16 protein-coding genes are annotated in these 18,165 nt (G+C 71.8%); 8 read left to right on the top strand and 8 right to left on the bottom strand.

All coding sequences use genetic code 11. From position 1 onward, the window contains the following. Positions 1-364: 364 nt before the first annotated feature. Positions 365-1,303 carry a pirin family protein gene (locus ACS5PV_RS26785; RefSeq protein ID WP_455398381.1) on the bottom strand — a complete coding sequence of 313 codons (939 nt, stop codon included), beginning with the start codon at positions 1,301-1,303 and terminating at the stop codon, positions 365-367. A 193-nt stretch (positions 1,304-1,496) separates the two neighbouring features. Here ACS5PV_RS26785 and ACS5PV_RS26790 point away from each other — a divergent pair, with 193 nt between their 5' ends. The 3 genes from ACS5PV_RS26790 to ACS5PV_RS26800 all read left to right on the top strand — a co-directional run bounded on the left by ACS5PV_RS26790 (position 1,497) and on the right by ACS5PV_RS26800 (position 4,150). Next, the gene (locus tag ACS5PV_RS26790; RefSeq protein WP_455398382.1) at positions 1,497-1,793 is read left to right on the top strand and encodes a hypothetical protein; all 297 of its coding nucleotides are present in this window, start codon (positions 1,497-1,499) and stop codon (positions 1,791-1,793) included. 440 nt (positions 1,794-2,233) lie between these two features. Further along, positions 2,234-3,397, top strand: coding sequence for an acyl-CoA dehydrogenase family protein (locus ACS5PV_RS26795; protein WP_455398383.1), 1,164 nt, complete (start codon positions 2,234-2,236; stop codon positions 3,395-3,397). 51 nt (positions 3,398-3,448) lie between these two features. Further along, the gene (locus ACS5PV_RS26800; RefSeq protein WP_455398384.1) at positions 3,449-4,150 is read left to right on the top strand and encodes an alpha/beta fold hydrolase; all 702 of its coding nucleotides are present in this window, start codon (positions 3,449-3,451) and stop codon (positions 4,148-4,150) included. A gap of 14 nt (positions 4,151-4,164) precedes the next feature. On the opposite strand, the gene ACS5PV_RS26805 is transcribed toward ACS5PV_RS26800, so the two are convergent. The 5 genes from ACS5PV_RS26805 to ACS5PV_RS26825 form a co-directional block, all read right to left on the bottom strand. Further along, positions 4,165-4,446 (bottom strand): hypothetical protein, encoded by a 282-nt coding sequence (locus ACS5PV_RS26805; RefSeq protein WP_455398385.1) that lies wholly within the window; start codon positions 4,444-4,446, stop codon positions 4,165-4,167. Positions 4,447-4,499: 53 nt separating this feature from the next. After that, complete coding sequence (locus ACS5PV_RS26810; protein ID WP_455398386.1) at positions 4,500-5,399, bottom strand: NAD(P)H-hydrate dehydratase; 900 nt, start codon at positions 5,397-5,399, stop codon at positions 4,500-4,502. Beyond that, complete coding sequence (locus ACS5PV_RS26815) at positions 5,396-6,166, bottom strand: histidine phosphatase family protein (protein WP_455398387.1); 771 nt, start codon at positions 6,164-6,166, stop codon at positions 5,396-5,398. The genes ACS5PV_RS26810 and ACS5PV_RS26815 overlap by 4 nt, the downstream gene beginning before the upstream one ends. A gap of 144 nt (positions 6,167-6,310) precedes the next feature. After that, on the bottom strand, positions 6,311-6,826 hold the full coding sequence (locus ACS5PV_RS26820; protein ID WP_455398388.1) for a hypothetical protein: 516 nt from the start codon (positions 6,824-6,826) through the stop codon (positions 6,311-6,313). Positions 6,827-7,352: 526 nt separating this feature from the next. After that, complete coding sequence (locus ACS5PV_RS26825; RefSeq protein WP_455398389.1) at positions 7,353-7,586, bottom strand: type II toxin-antitoxin system Phd/YefM family antitoxin; 234 nt, start codon at positions 7,584-7,586, stop codon at positions 7,353-7,355. A 225-nt stretch (positions 7,587-7,811) separates the two neighbouring features. Between ACS5PV_RS26825 and ACS5PV_RS26830 the strand changes: the two genes are divergently transcribed. Then, positions 7,812-8,345, top strand: coding sequence for a (2Fe-2S)-binding protein (locus ACS5PV_RS26830; RefSeq protein WP_455398390.1), 534 nt, complete (start codon positions 7,812-7,814; stop codon positions 8,343-8,345). Between the two features lie 71 nt (positions 8,346-8,416). Further along, entirely contained in the window at positions 8,417-11,896 is a 3,480-nt protein-coding gene (locus ACS5PV_RS26835) for a molybdopterin cofactor-binding domain-containing protein (RefSeq protein WP_455398473.1), read from the top strand. 135 nt (positions 11,897-12,031) lie between these two features. On the opposite strand, the gene ACS5PV_RS26840 is transcribed toward ACS5PV_RS26835, so the two are convergent. Continuing rightward, on the bottom strand, positions 12,032-14,263 hold the full coding sequence (locus ACS5PV_RS26840; RefSeq protein WP_455398391.1) for a TonB-dependent siderophore receptor: 2,232 nt from the start codon (positions 14,261-14,263) through the stop codon (positions 12,032-12,034). Positions 14,264-14,550: 287 nt separating this feature from the next. On the opposite strand from ACS5PV_RS26840, the gene ACS5PV_RS26845 reads away from it, so the two are divergent. Beyond that, the gene (locus ACS5PV_RS26845; protein WP_455398392.1) at positions 14,551-15,363 is read left to right on the top strand and encodes an FTR1 family iron permease; all 813 of its coding nucleotides are present in this window, start codon (positions 14,551-14,553) and stop codon (positions 15,361-15,363) included. A 114-nt stretch (positions 15,364-15,477) separates the two neighbouring features. Further along, complete coding sequence (locus ACS5PV_RS26850; RefSeq protein WP_455398393.1) at positions 15,478-16,125, top strand: glutathione S-transferase family protein; 648 nt, start codon at positions 15,478-15,480, stop codon at positions 16,123-16,125. 1 nt (position 16,126) lies between these two features. On the opposite strand, the gene ACS5PV_RS26855 is transcribed toward ACS5PV_RS26850, so the two are convergent. Beyond that, positions 16,127-16,675 carry a DUF924 family protein gene (locus ACS5PV_RS26855; RefSeq protein ID WP_455398394.1) on the bottom strand — a complete coding sequence of 183 codons (549 nt, stop codon included), beginning with the start codon at positions 16,673-16,675 and terminating at the stop codon, positions 16,127-16,129. Between the two features lie 182 nt (positions 16,676-16,857). Here ACS5PV_RS26855 and ilvC point away from each other — a divergent pair, with 182 nt between their 5' ends. Continuing rightward, positions 16,858-17,877: a ketol-acid reductoisomerase gene (gene ilvC, locus ACS5PV_RS26860; RefSeq protein ID WP_048451919.1), complete on the top strand. Its 1,020-nt coding sequence runs from the start codon at positions 16,858-16,860 to the stop codon at positions 17,875-17,877. The last annotated feature ends 288 nt before the right edge of the window (positions 17,878-18,165 follow it).

The raw sequence follows: 18,165 nt of genomic DNA on the forward strand, positions 1-18,165 counted from the left end.
CTGCGCGAACGGGCCGGTCGCCTCGACGTCGCGACCGGCCGCATCACCTTCGTCGCCTGTCTGATGGCCCTCACCGCACTCGACAATCCAGCATAAGATCAAGCGCTCAAACAGGCTCTGAGGCGCCCGGCCAGACGATCGACAATCGGCGTACGACGATTGGATGTCGTGGCTCAGGCTATGCTGTCCGGAAGATTCCCTGCGGCACGCGTAGCACAGCGGCACGGCACCTGAGCGAAACCAATCTCCGCCCCGCGACAGCGATGGCAGAGCCATCGCCGCGCGATCACCCGGCGGTCGTATGGCGTGGCGGCGACACGGGTTCGTCGATCGTCGGAGCCGGCCGGCTCGGTCGCCGCGCCCGTTACGGATAGCGCACCGGCGGCGGATCCTCCGGCAGGGGGATGAACTCGGCGTCGTTCGGCACGGTGTCGAACCGGCCCTGGCGCCAATCCTCCTTGGCCTGGGCGATCCGCTCGGGCCGCGAGGAGACGAAGTTCCACCACAGGTGGCGCGGCCCGTCCATCGGCTCGCCGCCCAGCACCATGAAGCGGGCATCCTCCGTCGCCCGCACGCTGATCCGGTCGCCGGGGCGGAAGACCAGGAGCTGGCCCGGCCCGAAGCCGTCGCCGGCGATCTCGATCGCGCCCGACACGGTGTAGATCGCGCGCTCGTCGTAATCGGCGTCGAGCGGCAGGACGGCGCCGGCCTGGAGCGCCACGTCGGCATAGACCATCGGGGTCGAGGTCCGCACGGGCGAGCGCGCGCCGTAGGCCTCGCCGGCGATCAGCCGGACGGTCTTGCCCTCGGCCGAGACGACCGGCAGGGACGCCGCGTCGTAATGCTCGAAGGCCGGGGCGGTCTCCTCGTCCCGCGCCGAGAGGGCGACCCAGCTCTGGAGGCCGAACAGCCGCGAGCCGGTCTGGCGCAGGGCGCTGCCGGTGCGCTCCGAATGGGTGATGCCGCGCCCCGCCGTCATCCAGTTCAGCTCGCCCGGACGGATCGGCAACTCCGTGCCGAGGCTGTCGCGGTGCATGATCTCGCCGTCGAACAGGTAGGTGACGGTGGACAGGCCGATATGCGGATGCGGCCGCACGTCCATCCCCTGGCCGAGCAGGAATTCCGACGGGCCCATTTGGTCGAAGAAGATGAACGGGCCGACCATCCGGCACTGGGTCGAGGGCAGCGCGCGGCGCACCGCGAACGAGCCGAGGTCGCGCGAGCGCGGCACGATCAGGGTCTGGATCGCGTCGCAGCTGAAGCGGTCGCCCGGGACCGGGTCGTCGGCACTGTGCCAGCTCATCGCTCATGCTCCTTCTCGGAACCGACGCGCCGGCCGGGCCGGCGCGTCCAGGTGGCAGCATCCTGCCGTCTGGCGAGCGGCTTGAAAACGGAAACGACCGAAACGCATCGTTTCTGATCCTGCGCGACTAGCGCGCAAGCCCCGCGCAATCCCCGCGATGCAGCCTCCCGCTCCTGGCAGGGGGGATCGAGCGATGGGCGACGACGCGCCGACGGAGGAGCAGGCGGCCGAGCGCCTGGCCCATCATCTCCTGCGGGAAGCCTACCGCGACCTCGCCTCGGTGCTGCTGAGCGCCAATGCCCGGGCGGCCGAGAGCCTGTTCCACGCCATCGAGGCGCGCACCGCCGATGCGCTGCGGACGATCGTCGCCGAGCGCAGCGAGGGAGCCGCCTCGATCCGCATCGCCCGCGCCGTCGGTACCGAGCTCGACGAGTTGTTCGAGGACGCGCACGGCCGCACCGGCATCCCGGCCTCGCAGCGGGTTGCGTGAGCTTGACGGGGCCCGGGACATCCGCCGTCGGCCGAGGCGGGCGGTCCCGCCCGCGCTCGGCGACGCCATCCCAGGCACCCTACACCCGGAAGGCTCCGGTCCCGCGGGTGAGCGCCTTGCCACGTCCCTTGCCACGTCCGCGGGATGCCCCCCGGGTCGGCCCGCGGCATCGGGCCTCGGCTGCGACGGCAGGTGTCGTGCCTCGCCCGTGGTAGCAGGCTCCCACGGCATGAAGCGCGCGGCCGCGGATCGTCTAGCCTGCGATGGCGGGAACAGGCGGAACGCGGCGCCGCGCCGGGGCGACGTCCGATCGCGTTGCGGCCGGGCCTCGCTCCGGGTGCCTGGTTTTGCCGCATGGTCTGCGACGAACCGGTATCCGCTTTGCCGGACAAGGCTATAAGTCCGCTTCGCCGGACAAGGCCCTAGGATGGAGACACCCGATGACCGAGACCGACACCCTCCGGCACCCCGAGATCCGCGAGGAGGTCGCCAAGCTCTGCGCCCGCTTCCCCGACGAGTACTGGCGCCGGCTCGACACTGATCGCGCCTACCCGACCGACTTCGTGAACGCGCTGACCGAATCCGGCTACCTCTCGGTGCTGATCCCGGAGGAGTACGGCGGCTCGGGCCTGCCGCTCTCGGCCGCCGCCGCGATCCTGGAGGAGGTGCAGCGCTCGGGCTGCAACGGCGCGGCCTGCCACGCCCAGATGTACACGATGGGCACGGTGCTGCGACACGGCACGACCGCGCAGAAGGAGCGCTACCTGCCCGAGATCGCCGCCGGCCGCCTGCGGCTCCAGGCCTTCGGCGTCACCGAGCCGACGAGCGGCACCGACACCACGGCTCTGCGCACCACGGCGCGACGCGAGGGCGACAAGTTCATCGTCAACGGCCAGAAGATCTGGACCAGCCGGGCCGAGCATTCCGACCTGATGCTGCTGCTCGCCCGCACCACGCCCCGCGACCAGGTGGCCAAGAAGACCGACGGGCTTTCCACCTTCATCGTCGACATGCGGGAGGCGCTCGGCCGCGGCCTGACCATCCGGCCGATCCGCACGATGATGAACCACAATTCCTGCGAGGTGTTCTTCGACAACATGGAGGTGCCGGCGGAGAACCTGGTCGGCGAGGAGGGCAAGGGTTTTCGCTACATCCTGTCGGGCATGAACGCCGAGCGGCTGCTCATCGCCGCCGAGTGCATCGGCGACGCCAAGTGGTTCATCGCCAAGGCGTCCGCTTACGCCCGCGAGCGCCAGGTCTTCGGCCGGCCGATCGGCCAGAACCAGGGCATCCAGTTCCCCATCGCCAAGGCCTACGCCAACATGCGCGCCGCCGAGCTGATGGTGCAGGAGGGCCTGCGGCTCTACGAGGCCGGGGCCAATCCGGGGGCGGAGGCCAACATGGCCAAGATGCTCGCCGCCGACGCCTCGTTCGAGGCGGCCAATGCCTGCATCCAGACCTTCGGCGGCTTCGGCTTCGCCGAGGAGTACGACGTCGAGCGCAAGTTCCGCGAGACCCGGCTCTACCAGGTGGCGCCGATCTCCACCAACCTGATCCTGTCCTACATCGCCGAGCACGTGCTCGGCATGCCGCGCTCGTACTGAGGTCCCGCCGCCCTCTGGCACCGGAGGGCCGATCCGGCCATAGGGGCGACCATGAATCCGGATCTCGCCCCGCTGCTGTTCCTGCCCGGCCTCCTCAACGACGCGGTGCTCTGGCGCGCGCCGATCGACGCGCTCGCCGACAGGTCCGCCGCCGCGGTGGCGGACCTGACCCTCGACGACAGCGTCGCGGCGATGGCGCGGCGGACGCTCGCCGCCGCACCATCGCGCTTCGGCCTCGTCGCCCTGTCGATGGGCGGCTACGTCGCCTTCGAGATCCTGCGCCAGGCGCCCGAGCGGGTGACGCGGCTGGCGCTGTTCGACACCGCCGCCGCGCCGGAGAGCACCGAGCGCGCCGCCACGCGCCGCCAGGGCATGGACCAGCTCAAGGTCGGCCGCTTCGCCGGGGTCACGACGCGCCTGCTGCCGCGGCTCGTCCATTCCTCGCACGTGCACGGGCCGGTGGGCGAGGCGGTGAAGGCGATGGCCGAGCGGGTCGGCGGCGGCGCCTTCCTGCGCCAGCAGCGCGCGATCCTCGACCGGCCCGACAGCCGCCCGGTCCTGGCGACGATCCGGGTGCCGACCCTGGTGGCGGTGGGCGCCGACGACGTGCTGACGCCGCCGGCCCTCGCCCGCGAGATCCACGAGGGCATCGCCGGCTCGCGCCTGCACGTCCTGCCCGAATGCGGGCATCTGCCGCCGCTGGAGCGGCCGGACGAGACGAGCGCGCTGCTGCGGGAGTGGCTGGCGGCGTGAGGCGCGGGCCGGCCTCAGCGGTTGCCCGCCGCCGGACCGCCCGCGGTGCCGCCGGATCCCGGCGGGCCCGCGGTCGGGCTGCCGCCGATCCACACGCCCGGATTGGTCCCGGGCACCGAATTGCCGCTCGGGTTGCCCGGCAGGTTGGTGGTCGGGCGGGAAGCCGGCGGCTTCGTCCCGGTGCCGGGGCCCGGCGCGCCGACGGCGTCGCTCGCCGGCGGCACCCGGGCGGTCTGCGCTGCGGCGGTGCCCGCGAGACCGAGCGTGAGGGCGAGCGCGAGGGTAAGTCTGGTCATCGGCCTGTCCGTGCGGAAGCGGTCGGCCGTCAACACCCGGGCGGCGCCCGGGTTCACCCGCCCGGATCGTGCCCCTCCGCCACGTCCCGCATCAGGCCCGGCACCTCGCCGGACAGCTCCCGGGCCAGGAAGCCGATCGGCCCGTTTCTCTGCGCCAGGCGCCGCCCGGCCTCGCCGTGGAGAAACACGCCCCAGGCCGCGGCCTCGGCCGGCTTCGTGCCGCGGGCGAGCAGCCCGACGATGATCCCGGCGAGCACGTCGCCCGAGCCCGAGGTGGCGAGCCCGGCGCCGCCGCCGCGGTAGTGCCAGACCTCGCCCGCGGGATCGACGATCCAGGTCTCGGCCCCCTTCATCACCACGACGGCGCCGAGGAGCTCGACGGCGCGTCGCGCCGCCGCGAGGGGATCGGCCTCGACGGCGTCGCGCTCCCAGCCGAGGCAGCGCGCCATCTCGCCGGCATGCGGCGTGATCACCACCCGGCCCCCGCGGGCGCGCACGGCCTCGGCCTGCTCGCACAGCCCGTCGATGCTCGCCGCATCGAGGACGAAGGCGCCTTCCGCCGGGCCGGTCAGGAGGGCGGCGGTCAGCGCCCTGGTCGGCTCGCCCGAGGCCATGCCGGCGCCGATCAGGGTCGCGGCGGCGCGCTCGGTGCGCGGCAGCAGCACCTCGGCGGCTTGCGCGTGGTCGACGTGCCCGCCCTCCCCCTCCGGCAGGCGCACCACCAGGGCTTCGGGCACCGCGAGCGCGGCGTGCGGCGCGGTGCCGGCGGCGATCGACATCTGGAGCTTGCCGGCGCCGGCGCGGAGCGCGGCCGTACCGGCGAGGATCGCGGCGCCCGGCACCTCGACCGAGCCGGCGATGACGAGGGCGCTGCCGCGCGCCTCCTTGCTGCCGCCCGAGGGGTCCGGCAGGGGCAGCCCGCGCAGGGTCTCGGCGGTGATCTCGCGCGTCATCGGGCGGCCCCCGTGGCGTCGGGCTCGGCCGTCACCGGGGCGCCGGCTCGGGTCAGCGGCGCGACGAAGTTGTAGCGCTGGAGGACGAGCTTGCCGCTGCTGCCCAGGCTCGGGTCGAAGGCGTACTCGGTGACCGAGCAATTCGCGACGTCGCCCTCGCGGTCGATGCCGAGGATCTCCTCCTCGGTCATCCCCTCGAGCAGGTAGCGCAGGCACAGGACCACGACTTGGTGGCCCACCACCAGCACGCGCCGGCCGCCGTAATGCAGCGAGACGGTGTCGAGGGCGCTGCGCAGCCGCAGGATCACGTCGCACCAGCTCTCGCCGCCCGGCGGCCGGTGGTAGAACTTGCCGAGGAGGCGGCGCAGCTCGGCCTGCTCGGGATGGAGCTGGGTGATGCCCTCGCGGGTGAGCCGGTCGAGGATCCCGAACTCCTTCTCGCGCAGGCGCTCGTCGGCGACGTAGTCGAGCAACGGGTCGGCGACGCCGCCGGCGTCGCGGATCAGCCGCGCGGTGGCCTCGGCTCGGCGATAGGGCGAGGTCAGCACCACGTCGGGCCGCTCCGACGCCGGCTTCTCGGAGAACCACCGCCCGACCGCCGCGGCCTGGCGCTCGCCGAGCGGGCTCAGCGGCACGTCGACGTCGCGCTCGGCGATGTCGATATGGGTGTGGCCCGCCGCATCCGCGGCGTCGCGGGCGACGTTGCCGGCGCTCTCGCCGTGCCGCACGATCCAGATCCGGTCCGGCCAGCGCTGCTGCATCGACATACCCCCCTCGTGTGCCAGGGAGCTAGCGGAGGCGGGGCGCTCCGCAAGCGCCGGCGGCCTGCGGCGTTTGTCGTGCGCGGGCAGACCGTCGGTCGCGGCGGCCTTCCCGCCCCGGCGGTGGACATCGGCGCCGGGGCGGAGAGTTCAGGCCGTCTCGCCGGCCGTCAGGGTGACCGCGTCGCACAGGCAGGCTTCCCCGTGCACCACGTCGAGGCCGTACCCCGTCCCGGCCTCGGACGGGTCGCCCGACCACATCGCCGTCCGGTCGCCGAACAGGCTGGTGCCGTCGGCCAGGATCTCCGTCGGTCCGATTCCCGGTATGCCGCCCTCCGCCTCCGAGACGGGGCTCGTGGTGCCGGTCTCCGAGGGGTCCGACGGGCCGAGGATCAGGGCCTGGTCGGCCGCCGAGTCCGGCTCGGTGCAGGGCGCGCCCTCGCCGTCGACGGGGACCACCGGCATCAGCGGTCGCGGCGCGACCGCGGTGCCGACCTCCGAGGCGTCGACGTCGCGCATGGTCGGGCGGAACAGGCTCGGCGGCGCGGTGCCGGGCTCGGTCTGCGCAACCGAGACCGAGACGCCGTCCTCGCCGCCGGCTGCGTCGGCCGCCGCGACCGCAGGCTCGCCTTCCGGAGTACCGCTTTGGGTGAGTTCGCTGGACACTCTGCATCCTCCAATATCATGATGTTTGATTGCTTTTTTTGCGAAATTTTACATAAATCAAACCGTATAACATTAACAAATTTAAGACAGATGGGGCCGTCAGGATTGCTCCCAACTTAATATTATCTGTTATGTTTGTCATTTCACGTTTTCTTGGCCCCTCCAGGATTGAAACTCTCAGGGTCATTCCGGGACCGCGCAGCGGAAACCAAAATCCAGGCACTCAGTCCGTTCCGAAAGAACTGGGAGTGCCCCGCCCTGTCCTGAAGCATCCGCGGTTCCAGGCCCCGGGATCCGCTGTGCGGCCCGGGAATGACCAGAAGGATGTTAAGTCTGCAGAGACGAACCAAGCAGGCTCCCGACCCATGAGCGACGACGCTACGGAATGTGGACTGCCGGTCGCCCGGCCTCATCATACCCAGGTGACGATGCCGTCCCGCCGTGATCGCCGCGGTAGCCCGGCTCGACATGCGCTCGTCCCCGGATAGGCTCCAGATCCAGGCATGCGTGTCGGGCAGGACCGACGTCACCGGCCCCCTTCCCACAGATCCAGCTCGTCGCCCGGCAACGGCGCGAAAAAGTCCGGCCCGCGCCTGAGCCGGCCCTCCAGCAGGCCGATCTTGAACGGTTGTGGGGCGATCGGCACCAGCCGGACGACCGGGTTACGCCCCTTGGCGATCACGACCTCCTCGCCGGCGAGCGCGGCCTCGACGAGCTTCGAGAGATGGGTCTTCGCCACGCGGATGGTGATCTGCTTCATGCCGAGGATCCTGATCCGAGCTCAGGGTCCCGTCGAGAGCCTGGGGCAGTCGATTCAGCCACGCGTGCACCGGCCCTCGTGCCGGCGGATCGCCGACCCCCACGCCCGTCTGGCCAAGCTCTTGCAAGCGACGACATCCGCGGCGGGGTTCCGGTCCCCGGCGAAATCTGTGAGAACTAGCGGCAGCCGGCGGGACAGCCGGGGCCGGGGCGGGACAGGGACCTCATGCAGGACGATCGGCGGCCGATCGCCAACGACCCGCGGCTGGCGGCCCTCCGCCACGTGCTCACCGTGAACGGCCGGAGCGTGGCGGTGGAGGCGGCGCCCGGCACCCGCCTCCTCTACGTCCTGCGCAACGATCTGGCGCTCAACGGCCCGAAATACGGCTGCGGCCTCGGCCAGTGCGGCAGTTGCACGGTGCTGGTCGACGGCCGGGCCCTGCGCTCCTGCGCGATTCCCCTGCGCGCCGCGGTCGGGCGCCGGATCACCACCCTGGAGGGGTTGGCGCAGGGCGGGCGGCTGCACCCGGTGCAGGAGGCCTTCATCGCCGAGAATGCCGCGCAATGCGGCTACTGCCTGAACGGCATGATCATGACCACGGTGGCGCTGCTGTCGGCCAATCCCGACCCGGGCGAGACCGAGATCCGCGCAGGCCTGCAGAACAACCTGTGCCGCTGCGGAACCCATATCGAGATCCTGCGCGCCGTGCGCGCCGCGGCTGCGCGGATGCGCGCCCATTCCCGGGGAGACGAGGCATGACCCGGGATCCCGGCGCCGAGGGCCGGCACTGGCGGGTGGCCGGCGACCTGCTGCTGGTCTACCGCGAGACGATGGGCCGCCCGCCCCGCCTCGGCGACGCGCCGGGGGCCGCCCTCGCCGCGGGGCCGCAGCGCGCGCTTTATCTCGCGGTCGACGGCGAGGGCCGGGTCACCGCCTTCAACGGCCACGTCGATCTCGGCACCGGCATCCGCACGGCGCTCGCCCAGATCGTCGCCGAGGAGCTGGACGTGCCGCTGGCACGGGTCGCGATGGAGCTCGGCAGCACCGCGACCGCCCCCGACCAGGGCGGCACCATCGCGAGCGAGACGATCCAGATCGCCGCGATCCCCCTGCGCCAGGCCGCCGCCACCGCCCGCCGCCACCTCGTCGAGGCGGCCTCGCGCCGGCTCAACCGCGGCACCGCGGAACTCGTGGTCGAGGCCGGCACCGTCCGGGTCGCGGCGGAGCCCGATCTCGGCGTCGCCTACGGCGAGCTGGTGCGGGGGAGCCGCACCGAGCTGACCCTCGATCCCGAGGCGCCGGTGAAGCCGGTGGCAGACTACGCCATCGTCGGCCGGCCGGTGCCGCGGGTCGACATTCCGGAGAAGGCCGTCGGCGCCTGGACCTACGTCCACGACGTGCGGGTGCCCGGCATGGTGCATGGTCGCGTGGTCCGCCCGCCCGGCGCGGGCGTCGAGACGGGCTTGGGGGCCAGGCTGGTCTCGGTGGACGAGGCCTCGGTCGCCCACATCCCGGGCCTCGTCGCGGTGGTCGTCGTCGGCGACTTCGTCGGCGTGGTCGCCGCGCGCGAGGAGAACGCCGCGGAGGCGGCGCGCTGCCTGTCCGTGACCTGGCGATCCGCCGAAGACCTCCCCGACCTCAACCGGCCGGAAGCGGCGCTTCGCGGCAACCCGGCGACGGCGCGCCGGCTCCTCGAGCGCGGCGACGTCGAGCGGGCGCTGACCCACGCCGAGGCGCGGCTCGACCGCACCTATGTCTGGCCCTACCAGATGCACGGCTCGATCGGCCCGTCCTGCGCCGTCGCCGAGTTCCGCCAGGGCGATCTGGAGGCCGACCTCGTGGTGTGGTCCGGCACCCAGAACCCGCACGTGCTGCAGAGCGACCTCGCGCTCCTCCTCGACATGGCCGAGGACAGGATCGCGATCGAGCGCCACGAGGCGGCGGGCTGCTACGGCCGCAACTGTGCCGACGACGTCGCGGCCGATGCCGCGCTGCTGGCCCGGGCGACCGGCCGGCCGGTGCGGGTGCAGCTCACCCGCGAGCAGGAGCACGCCTGGGAGCCGAAGGGCGCCGCGCAGGTGATGGACGTGCGCGGCGGCCTCGATGCCGCGGGCGGACCGGCGGCCTACGATTTCGAGACCCGCTACCCCTCGAACGGCGCGCCGACGCTCGCGCTGATCCTCACGGCCAAGGTGCCGGCGACGCCCGCGACCTACCCGATGGGCGACCGCACCGCGGTGCCTCCTTACGCCTTCGGCCACGCCCGGGTGACGGTGCACGACATGCCGCCGATCGCCCGCGCCTCGTGGATGCGCGGCGTCTCGGCCCTGCCCAACACCTTCGCGCACGAATCCTACATCGACGAGCTCGCCACCGCGGCGGGCGTCGACCCGATCGAATACCGCCTGCGCTACCTGCCCGATCCCCGCGCCGCCGACCTCGTGCGCGCCGTGGCCGAGCGGGCGGCCTGGGTGCCGCATACGGGGCCCGGCAGCCATGGCGGCTCCGGCGACATCCTCTACGGGCGGGGCTTCGCCTACGCGGTCTACGTGCACGGGCCGTTCCCCGGCAAGGCCGCGGCGTGGGCCGCCTGGGTGGCGGACGTGGCGGTCAACCGGGTCACCGGGGAGGTCGCGGTGACCCGGGTGGTGGTGGGCCAGGATTCCGGCCTGATGATCAACCCGGACGGGGTGCGCCACCAGATCCACGGCAACGTCATCCAGTCGACGAGCCGAGTGCTGAAGGAGTCGGTCGGCTTTGACGCCACCGGGGTGACGAGCCGGGAATGGGGCAGCTACCCGATCCTCGCCTTCCCGCAGGTGCCGGAGATCGACGTGCTGATGCTGCCGCGCCAGGACCAGCCGCCGCTCGGGGCCGGCGAATCCGCCTCGGTGCCGAGCGCGGCGGCGATCACCAACGCGCTGTTCGACGCCACCGGGATCCGCTTCCGCGAGCTCCCGCTCACCGCGGGAGCCGTGCGCGCGGCCCTCAACCCGCCGCGGATCGCCGGGCCCGACGCCGCGAAGCCGCGCCGGCGCGGCGTCCTCGCCGGCCTGTTCGGGGCCGGCGCCGGGGCGCTGGCGCTCGGCCTCACCCTGCTGCCCTGGCGCCCGGCCTATCCGTCGATCGAGCGGCCGGACCCGGCGACGTACTCCGCAGCCACGATCGCGCAGGGGCGCCTCGTCGCGGCGGCGGGCGCCTGCCTCGTCTGCCACGTCGGCCCCGACGGCCGGTCCTTCGCCGGCGGGCGCGGGCTGGAGACGCCGTTCGGGGTCGTCTACGCCTCGAACATCACGCCGGATGCGGGCGCCGGCATCGGCGCCTGGTCCTACCCCGCCTTCGCCCGGGCGATGCGCGAGGGCGTGTCGCGGGACGGGCACCACCTCTACCCGGCCCATCCCTATACGAGCTTTTCGGGCGTCTCCGAGCGCGACCTCCAGGCGCTCTACGCCTACCTGATGGCGCAAGCGCCGGTGGCGGCGAGCGTCCCCGAGACCGCCTTGCGGGCGCCGTTCCACCTCCGGCCGCTGATGGCGGGCTGGAACGCGCTCTTCCACCGCCCGGCGACCGTCGCCGATCCGGAGCGCGGCCCGGACTGGAACCGCGGCGCCTACCTCGTCGAGGCGTTGGGCCATTGCGGCGCCTGCCACACCCCGCGCAACGGGCTCGGCGCCGAGCGCCGGGGCGGGGCGCGCCTTACCGGCGGGTTCGCCGACGGCTGGGAGGCGCCGGCGCTGGCAGGCCCGTCCCGCTCCCCCCTGCCCTGGACCGAGGACGACCTCTTCGCCTATCTGCGCTCCGGCCGCTCGCCCCGCCACGGCAGCGCCGCCGGCCCGATGGCCGACGTGGTCGCCTCGCTGGCGCCCCTGCCCGACGCCGACATCCGCGCCATGGCGGTCTACCTCGCGAGCCTCGCCCGCGCCGCGCCGGCGCCCGTCGCGGCGGCCGCGACCGCGCCCCCGCCCGCCTCGGCCCTGTTCCAGGGCGCCTGCGCCGCCTGCCACGAGGGCGGGGCCGGCGGGGAGCTGGTGCCGCTCGGCCTCGTCACCTCCGTCCACAGCGCGCATCCGGACAACCTGATCCAGGCGGTGCTCAACGGCGTCGCGGCCGCCGCCGAGCGCTTCCCCAACCCCGATCCTGCCGCGCCGCCCGCCGCGATGCCGGCCTTTCGCGACACCCTCACAGACCGGCAGGTGGCGGAGGTCGTCGCCTATACCCGCGCCCGCTACGCGCCGGATGCGCCGGACTGGCAGGGCCTGGAGGCGGCGGTGGCGCGGGTGCGGGGCCTGAAGCCGCATGCGGGGTGGTGATACCAACGGTCGTTGAAAACGACCTTTGGTTCCGTTCTCGAATTTTCGCCAAGCCTTTGGCTTGGTGTCGAAAATTTGGGATGGATCAATGGTCCGATGCGTCAGCATCCTGGGCCATTGGTATGAGGACCACCCTCACCACCGGTAGATCAGACTTCCCAGAATCTGCCGCGGCTGGCCGCGGTAGCAGGCACCGGCCTGGCAGTTGAAATAGTTGCGGTCGAGCAGATTCGAGACGTTGACCTGCGCCCGCATGCCCTTCAGCCGCGGGTCGATGCGCTCGAACTCGAAGGCCGCCACCGCGTCGAACAGGGTCACGGTGGAGTTGCGGAAGCTGCCGATCACGTCGTTGGCCGGGCTGGTGCCGGCGTAGCGTACGCCGCCGCCGAGGCTGAAGCCGCTGAGCGGCGAGGCGGTCGGGAAGGCGTAGGTGGCAAACAGCCGGAACGTGTTGCCGGGGATGCCCGAGAGCGGGAGGCCGACCGTCTCCGGGCTGCCGGGATTCTTGGTGGTGCGGATGTCGACGTGGCTGTAGGCGGCGGTCACGTTGATGCCGGGGCCGAGATTGGCCGTCGCCTCGAGCTCGGCGCCGCGGGAATTCACCTCGCCGACCGCCGCGGTGTAGAGGATCGGGTTGACCGGGTCCGGCACCAGGACGTTGGTCTGGGTGATGTCGAACACCGCCATGTTGAGGAAGACGCTGGTGCCCGGCACGTTGAACTTCACGCCGCCCTCGAGCTGGTTGCCCGTCGTCGGCTGGAACGCCTGCCCGAGCCGGTCGAGGCCGAGCTGGGGCGCGAAGGTGGTGGCGTAGCTGACATACGGCACCAGCTCGTCGGTGAGCAGGTAGTTGAGGCCGACGCGGCCGCTGAACGCTCGGTCGGAGGTCGCGGTGCGGCGCGTCGGATCGCCGGCGGTCTCGTTTGAGGTCGCGACGCTGTCGTGCCGGCCGGTGAGCGTCAGGATGAAGCGGCCGACTTTCGCCTGGTCCTGCACGTAGGTGCCGAGCTGCGACTGCGTCAGCCGCGTGGCGGTGCCGAGCACCGGCGCGGCGATGACTTGCGCCCCGTAATTCGGCCGCACCAGGCCGCCGATCTGCAGGTCCGGCGCCGCGCCGAAGCCCATGCGCTGGCTGTAGCTGGAGGTGGTGTAGTCGAGGCCGGCGACGAGATCGTGCCGGATCGCGCCGGTGGCGCCGCGGATCTCGATCTGGTTGTCGAGGGAGATGGTGTCGAGGACGTTGGTGATCCGCCCGGTGCTGCGCGTGGCCCGGGTGAGGTCGTCGCTCAGGGAATCGATCTGCGTGTAGCGCAGGTCGGCATCGACGTGGGAATAGCGGAAATTCTGCCGGACGACGATGTCGGGCGTGATCTTGTGCTCGAAGGCGTAGCCGATCCGGCCCTGCCCGGCATTGAAGTTCTGGAACGCCGGATCGCCGGAGAAGATCCGGCTCTTCTGGAAGCGCGGATCGGCGTAGTTCGAGTAGAACGAGGTGTTTCCCGGCACCGTGTTGTTCAGGTACTCGGCGAGCAGCGTGACGCTGGTATCCGCTGACGGCCGCCAGGTCAGCGCCGGGGCGATCATCGCCCGGTCGTCGATGCTGCCGGGCAGGAAGGTGCCGCCCTGCCGCACGAGGCCCGTCAGCCGGTAGAGGAGCTGGCCGTCGCTGCCCTCGACCGGACCGCCGAGATCGAAATTGCCCTGCGCGCGGTCATAGCTGCCGCCCTGGAGCCAGACCTCGCCGAACGGCACGGCGGTCGGGCGCTTCGAGGTCAGGTCGACGATGCCGCCGGGCGAGCCGAGGCCGTAGAGCCCGCCCGCCGGCCCGCGCAGGATGGTGATCGCGTCGAGGCCGTAGGGCTCGACACGCGGGATGGCGAACGGCGAGGAGGGCTGGCGCAGACCGTCGCGGTAGATGCCGATATTGGTGACGCTGAAGCCGCGGATGTAGAACGCGTCGAAGCGCGGGTCGTAGCCGAACACGTTCGAAGCGACGCCCGGCGTGTAGTTGATCGCCTCGTTGAGCGTCTGGACGTTGCGGTCGTTGAGCTGCTCGCGGGTGACGACCGAGACCGATTGCGGCGTCTCGATCAAGGGCGTGTTGGTCTTGGTGGCGGTGGGCGACACCCGGGCGGTGTAGCCCTGCACCCCGCTCGGCCCCCCGCCGCCGCCGCTGGTGGCCGAGGAATCCGCCGGCGCGCCGACGCCGCGCGGCGCCTGCGGCGCGGAGACCGAGATCTCGTCGAGCTTGATTACCTCCTGTTGGGCGAGCGCCGGCGCGGCGGCGAGCCCGGTCGCCAGGCCGGAGAGGAGCAGCGACCGGAAGGGCGGCCGGGGCGACGGACGGGAGGGGGAAGGCTGGCTCATGCCTGACGCAACTCGCAAGAGGAGGGCTGCTGCCGGATGGCCGCAACCTACGTCGCGTCGGCGATCAGGATAAGCATTCATTCCATGTCGTTTAGATCATGTCAAACTTACACCCTTGTTTGTCAGCGCATGAGGCCGCCATGCAACAATTTTTACTTGTTATAAGTCAGTTTAGAATTATACAAAACAAACATACGGGATTTGAAAGACGGGTCGTCCTCGCCTAAGAGTGCGCCGACGGGGCGCGACGGCGCCCGGCCGGACGACGCTTGAGCGAGGAGCACCCCATGGCCGACGGATCCACCTTCGTGCAGGCCTTCACCATCCTGTTCCGCGAGGGACTGGAGGCGCTGCTGGTGGTGGCGGCGCTCGCGGCGTTCCTGCGCCGGGCCGGGGCCGGCGAGCGCATCCGCCCGGTCTATGCCGGCGCCGGCCTCGCGGTGCTGGCGAGCTTCGGCATGGCCTGGGTGTTCGAGGCCTTCTTCGACGGCAACCACAACGACCTGATCGAGGCCGGCGTCATCGTGGTCGCCGCCGGCCTGATGTTCACGATGAGCGGCTGGCTCTTTCTGCGCCAGGACCCGGCGGCCTGGAAGGCCGAGATCAACCGCATGGCCGAGCGGGCGATGGGTGCCGGCACGCTCATCTCGCTCGCCGGCATCGCCTTTCTGGCGGTGTTCCGCGAGGGCGCCGAGACGGTGCTGTTCCTCCACGCGCTCGCCCGCACCGCCGGCGGCTTCGACGCCTCGCTGCTCGGCGGGCTCGCCGTCGCGGCGGTCGCGCTCGCGGCCGTGTTCGTGGCGATGCAGTGGCTGGCGCTGCGGCTGCCGCTGCGGCCGGTCTTCCTGCTCACCTCGGCCTTCCTGTTCGTGATGGGCCTGCGCATGGTCGGCGCGGCGATCCAGGAATTCCAGGAGCAGGTGCTCGTGCCGGTGCACAACGACGGCGTGCCGGACCTCGTCACGGCGCTGGGCTTCAACGGCAGCTGGGAAGCCTTGAGCGTGCAGGGCGCGATCGTGCTCTGCGCCCTGGTGTGGCTGGTGGTGCGCCGCACCCGCCCGTCGGCCGGCATGGCGGCCCGCCCGCAGGTCTCCGCCTGACCGGTTTCCGGCCGGGGATCCGCGCCCGCGCGGTACCGCCCGGACCCGGCTTGGCGTATGGGACGAGGAGCGCCGCCCCGCAACGCCGGGCGCGGCCCGCGCCGGGAGGCCTCCTTGTCCGAAACCCTCACGCTCTACTACTCGCCGGGCGCCTGCTCGCTCGCGCCCCACATCGCCCTGGAGGAGACCGGTGCGCCGTTCGAGGCGGTGAAGGTCGATTTCGCCACCGCCGAGCAGCGCGGCGGCCGCTACCTCGCGATCAACCAGAAGGGCCGGGTGCCGGCGCTCGCCGAGGGCGAGTGGGTGCTGACCGAGAACCCGGCGATCCTGCGCTACATCGCGCGGCGGCATCCCGACGCCGGGCTCTGGCCCGAGGACCCGCGCGAGGAGGGGCGGTGCGCCGAGTGGCTGGCCTGGTTCTCCTCCACCATCCACCCGGCCTACGCCCATATCCGCCGGGCCGAGCGCTACGCCACCGACGAGGCGGCGATCGAGGACGTGAAGGCGAAGGGCCACGAGACCTGCGCCGATCTCTGGACGATGATCGAGGTCGGGCTGTCGCGCGGCGGCTGGGCGGCCGGCGAGCATTACAGCGTCGCCGACCCCTACCTCCTGGTGTTCTGGCACTGGGGCCGCGGCCAGGTGCTCGGCTACGACATGGCCCGCCAGTTCCCCTACTGGACCGACCATGCCCGCCGCATGGCCGAGCGCCCGGCGGTGCAGCGGGCCTTCGCCCGCGAGGGGCTGCCGCTGCCGGCATAGATCAGCCCCGGAACGCGTCCTCGCCCGCGAGGTACTCCCGCTCGGCCGCCGTCTCGGGGCGGCCGAGTACCGCGTTGCGGTGGGGAAAGCGGCCGAAGCGGCGGATCAGGTCGCGGTGCTCGACCGCGGCCTCGAGGTGCACCGGCAGGCCGAGCGCGGTGAAGAGCGCGACGCTGCGCTCCTGGAGGGCCGGATCCTCGGCGTGGGTCAGCGGCATGTAGAGGAAGATGCGCAGTTGCGGCGCGATCGCCCGGTCGTGGCCGCGGGCGAGCGCGCGTTCGGCCGCCGCCAGCGCGAGCGCGTCGGTCGCGAAGGCCCGGGGCGTGCCGCGAAACAGGTTGCGGGGGATCTGGTCGAGGAGCAGCACCAGGGCGAGCGCGCCCTCCGGCGTCTCCTCCCACACCGCGAGGTCGCCGCGCGCCGCCGCCTCGTGCAGCGGCAGGTAATCCCGGCAGGCGGCGTCGAACCCCGGATCGGCGGTGAACCAGCGGTCGATCCCGGCCTCGCGCCAGAATTCGACAAGTCCGGCCGGGCTCGCCCCTTGCGTCATGTGGATCCTCTCGGCGCGCCTCGATCACCGCCATCCGCGCAACAAGCCGAGCAGCCATGTGCGGTTCCGCGCGCATCGCCTATTCCCTGACGCGAATCACGCCGCTACAAGCCGCCCGTCGCACGGCCGCTCCAGCGCCGGAGCGTTCGAGTTTCTCGCCATCTGCACAAGGGGGAGCCGCCATGCGGGTCTATTACGATCGTGATGCCGACATCAATCTGATCAAGGGCAAGAAGGTCGTCATCGTCGGCTACGGCAGCCAGGGCCACGCCCACGCGCTCAACCTGCGCGACTCGGGCGTCAAGGACGTGGTGATCGCGCTCCGCAAGGGCTCGGCCAGCGCCAAGAAGGCCGAGGCCGAGGGCTTCAAGGTGATGGAGGTCGCCGACGCCGCCAAGCAGGCGGACGTCGTCATGATGCTGACCCCCGACGAGCTGCAGGGCGAGATCTACCGCGACTCGCTCCAGGCCAACATGAAGCAGGGCGCCGCGCTGCTGTTCGCCCACGGCCTCAACGTCCACTTCAACCTGATCGAGCCGCGCGCCGACCTCGACGTGCTGATGGTCGCCCCGAAGGGCCCGGGCCACACCGTGCGCTCGGAGTACCTGCGCGGCGGCGGCGTGCCGACCCTGATCGCCATCGCCCAGGACGCCTCGGGCAACGCCCACGACCTCGGCCTGTCCTACGCCTCGGCCAATGGCGGCGGCCGCGCCGGCATCATCGAGACCACCTTCAAGGAAGAGTGCGAGACCGACCTGTTCGGTGAGCAGGTCGTGCTCTGCGGCGGCCTCGTCGAGCTGATCAAGGCCGGCTTCGAGACCCTGGTCGAGGGCGGCTACGCCCCCGAGATGGCCTATTTCGAGTGCCTCCACGAGGTGAAGCTGATCGTCGACCTCATCTACGAGGGCGGCATCGCCAACATGAACTACTCGATCTCGAACACCGCCGAGTACGGCGAGTACGTGACCGGCCCGCGCATCATCACGCCCGAGACCAAGGCCGAGATGAAGCGGGTGCTCACCGACATCCAGAACGGCACCTTCACCCGCAACTGGATGCTCGAGAACAAGGTCAACCAGACCTCGTTCAAGGCGACCCGCGCCCGCAACGCCGCCCACCCGATCGAGGAGGTCGGCGAGCGCCTCCGCGGCATGATGCCGTGGATCAAGGAGAAGGCCCTGGTCGACAAGGCCAAGAACTAGAGCATTTTCCGACGAAGCGGATGCCGCTTTGTCGAATAAAGTGAGTTAAAACAAGGACTTAGAGAGATTCTCGATTGCCACGCGATCGTGACGTGCTCTAAGCGCGACGCGCCGCGGCCGCCTCTAGCGGGCCGCGGCCGATCGCCTGCGAGCGCCGCGCGGCACACCCTGCCGCGCGGCGTCTCCCGTTCTTCGGGGTCGTCGAAGCGTCGAGTCGATCGGGCTACTGGGCCAAGACCCGGGGCCGGCTCTCGCAGACGCGGCGAGTTCTTCCGGTCAACGGCGAAG

The sequence above is a fragment of the Methylobacterium sp. Gmos1 genome (assembly GCF_053764715.1).

Bases quoted from the DNA above. Each gene is read 5' to 3' on its own strand.
- ACS5PV_RS26840 (WP_455398391.1), bottom strand. From the start codon at position 14,263: ATGAGCCAGCCTTCCCCCTCCCGTCCGTCGCCCCGGCCGCCCTTCCGG.
- ACS5PV_RS26810 (WP_455398386.1), bottom strand. From the start codon at position 5,399: ATGACGCGCGAGATCACCGCCGAGACCCTGCGCGGGCTGCCCCTGCCG.
- ACS5PV_RS26800 (WP_455398384.1), top strand. From the start codon at position 3,449: ATGAATCCGGATCTCGCCCCGCTGCTGTTCCTGCCCGGCCTCCTCAAC.
- ACS5PV_RS26845 (WP_455398392.1), top strand. From the start codon at position 14,551: ATGGCCGACGGATCCACCTTCGTGCAGGCCTTCACCATCCTGTTCCGC.
- ACS5PV_RS26825 (WP_455398389.1), bottom strand. From the start codon at position 7,586: ATGAAGCAGATCACCATCCGCGTGGCGAAGACCCATCTCTCGAAGCTC.
- ACS5PV_RS26785 (WP_455398381.1), bottom strand. From the start codon at position 1,303: ATGAGCTGGCACAGTGCCGACGACCCGGTCCCGGGCGACCGCTTCAGC.
- ACS5PV_RS26830 (WP_455398390.1), top strand. From the start codon at position 7,812: ATGCAGGACGATCGGCGGCCGATCGCCAACGACCCGCGGCTGGCGGCC.
- ACS5PV_RS26815 (WP_455398387.1), bottom strand. From the start codon at position 6,166: ATGTCGATGCAGCAGCGCTGGCCGGACCGGATCTGGATCGTGCGGCAC.
- ilvC (WP_048451919.1), top strand. From the start codon at position 16,858: ATGCGGGTCTATTACGATCGTGATGCCGACATCAATCTGATCAAGGGC.
- ACS5PV_RS26795 (WP_455398383.1), top strand. From the start codon at position 2,234: ATGACCGAGACCGACACCCTCCGGCACCCCGAGATCCGCGAGGAGGTC.
- ACS5PV_RS26805 (WP_455398385.1), bottom strand. From the start codon at position 4,446: ATGACCAGACTTACCCTCGCGCTCGCCCTCACGCTCGGTCTCGCGGGC.
- ACS5PV_RS26855 (WP_455398394.1), bottom strand. From the start codon at position 16,675: ATGACGCAAGGGGCGAGCCCGGCCGGACTTGTCGAATTCTGGCGCGAG.
- ACS5PV_RS26835 (WP_455398473.1), top strand. From the start codon at position 8,417: ATGGGCCGCCCGCCCCGCCTCGGCGACGCGCCGGGGGCCGCCCTCGCC.
- ACS5PV_RS26790 (WP_455398382.1), top strand. From the start codon at position 1,497: ATGGGCGACGACGCGCCGACGGAGGAGCAGGCGGCCGAGCGCCTGGCC.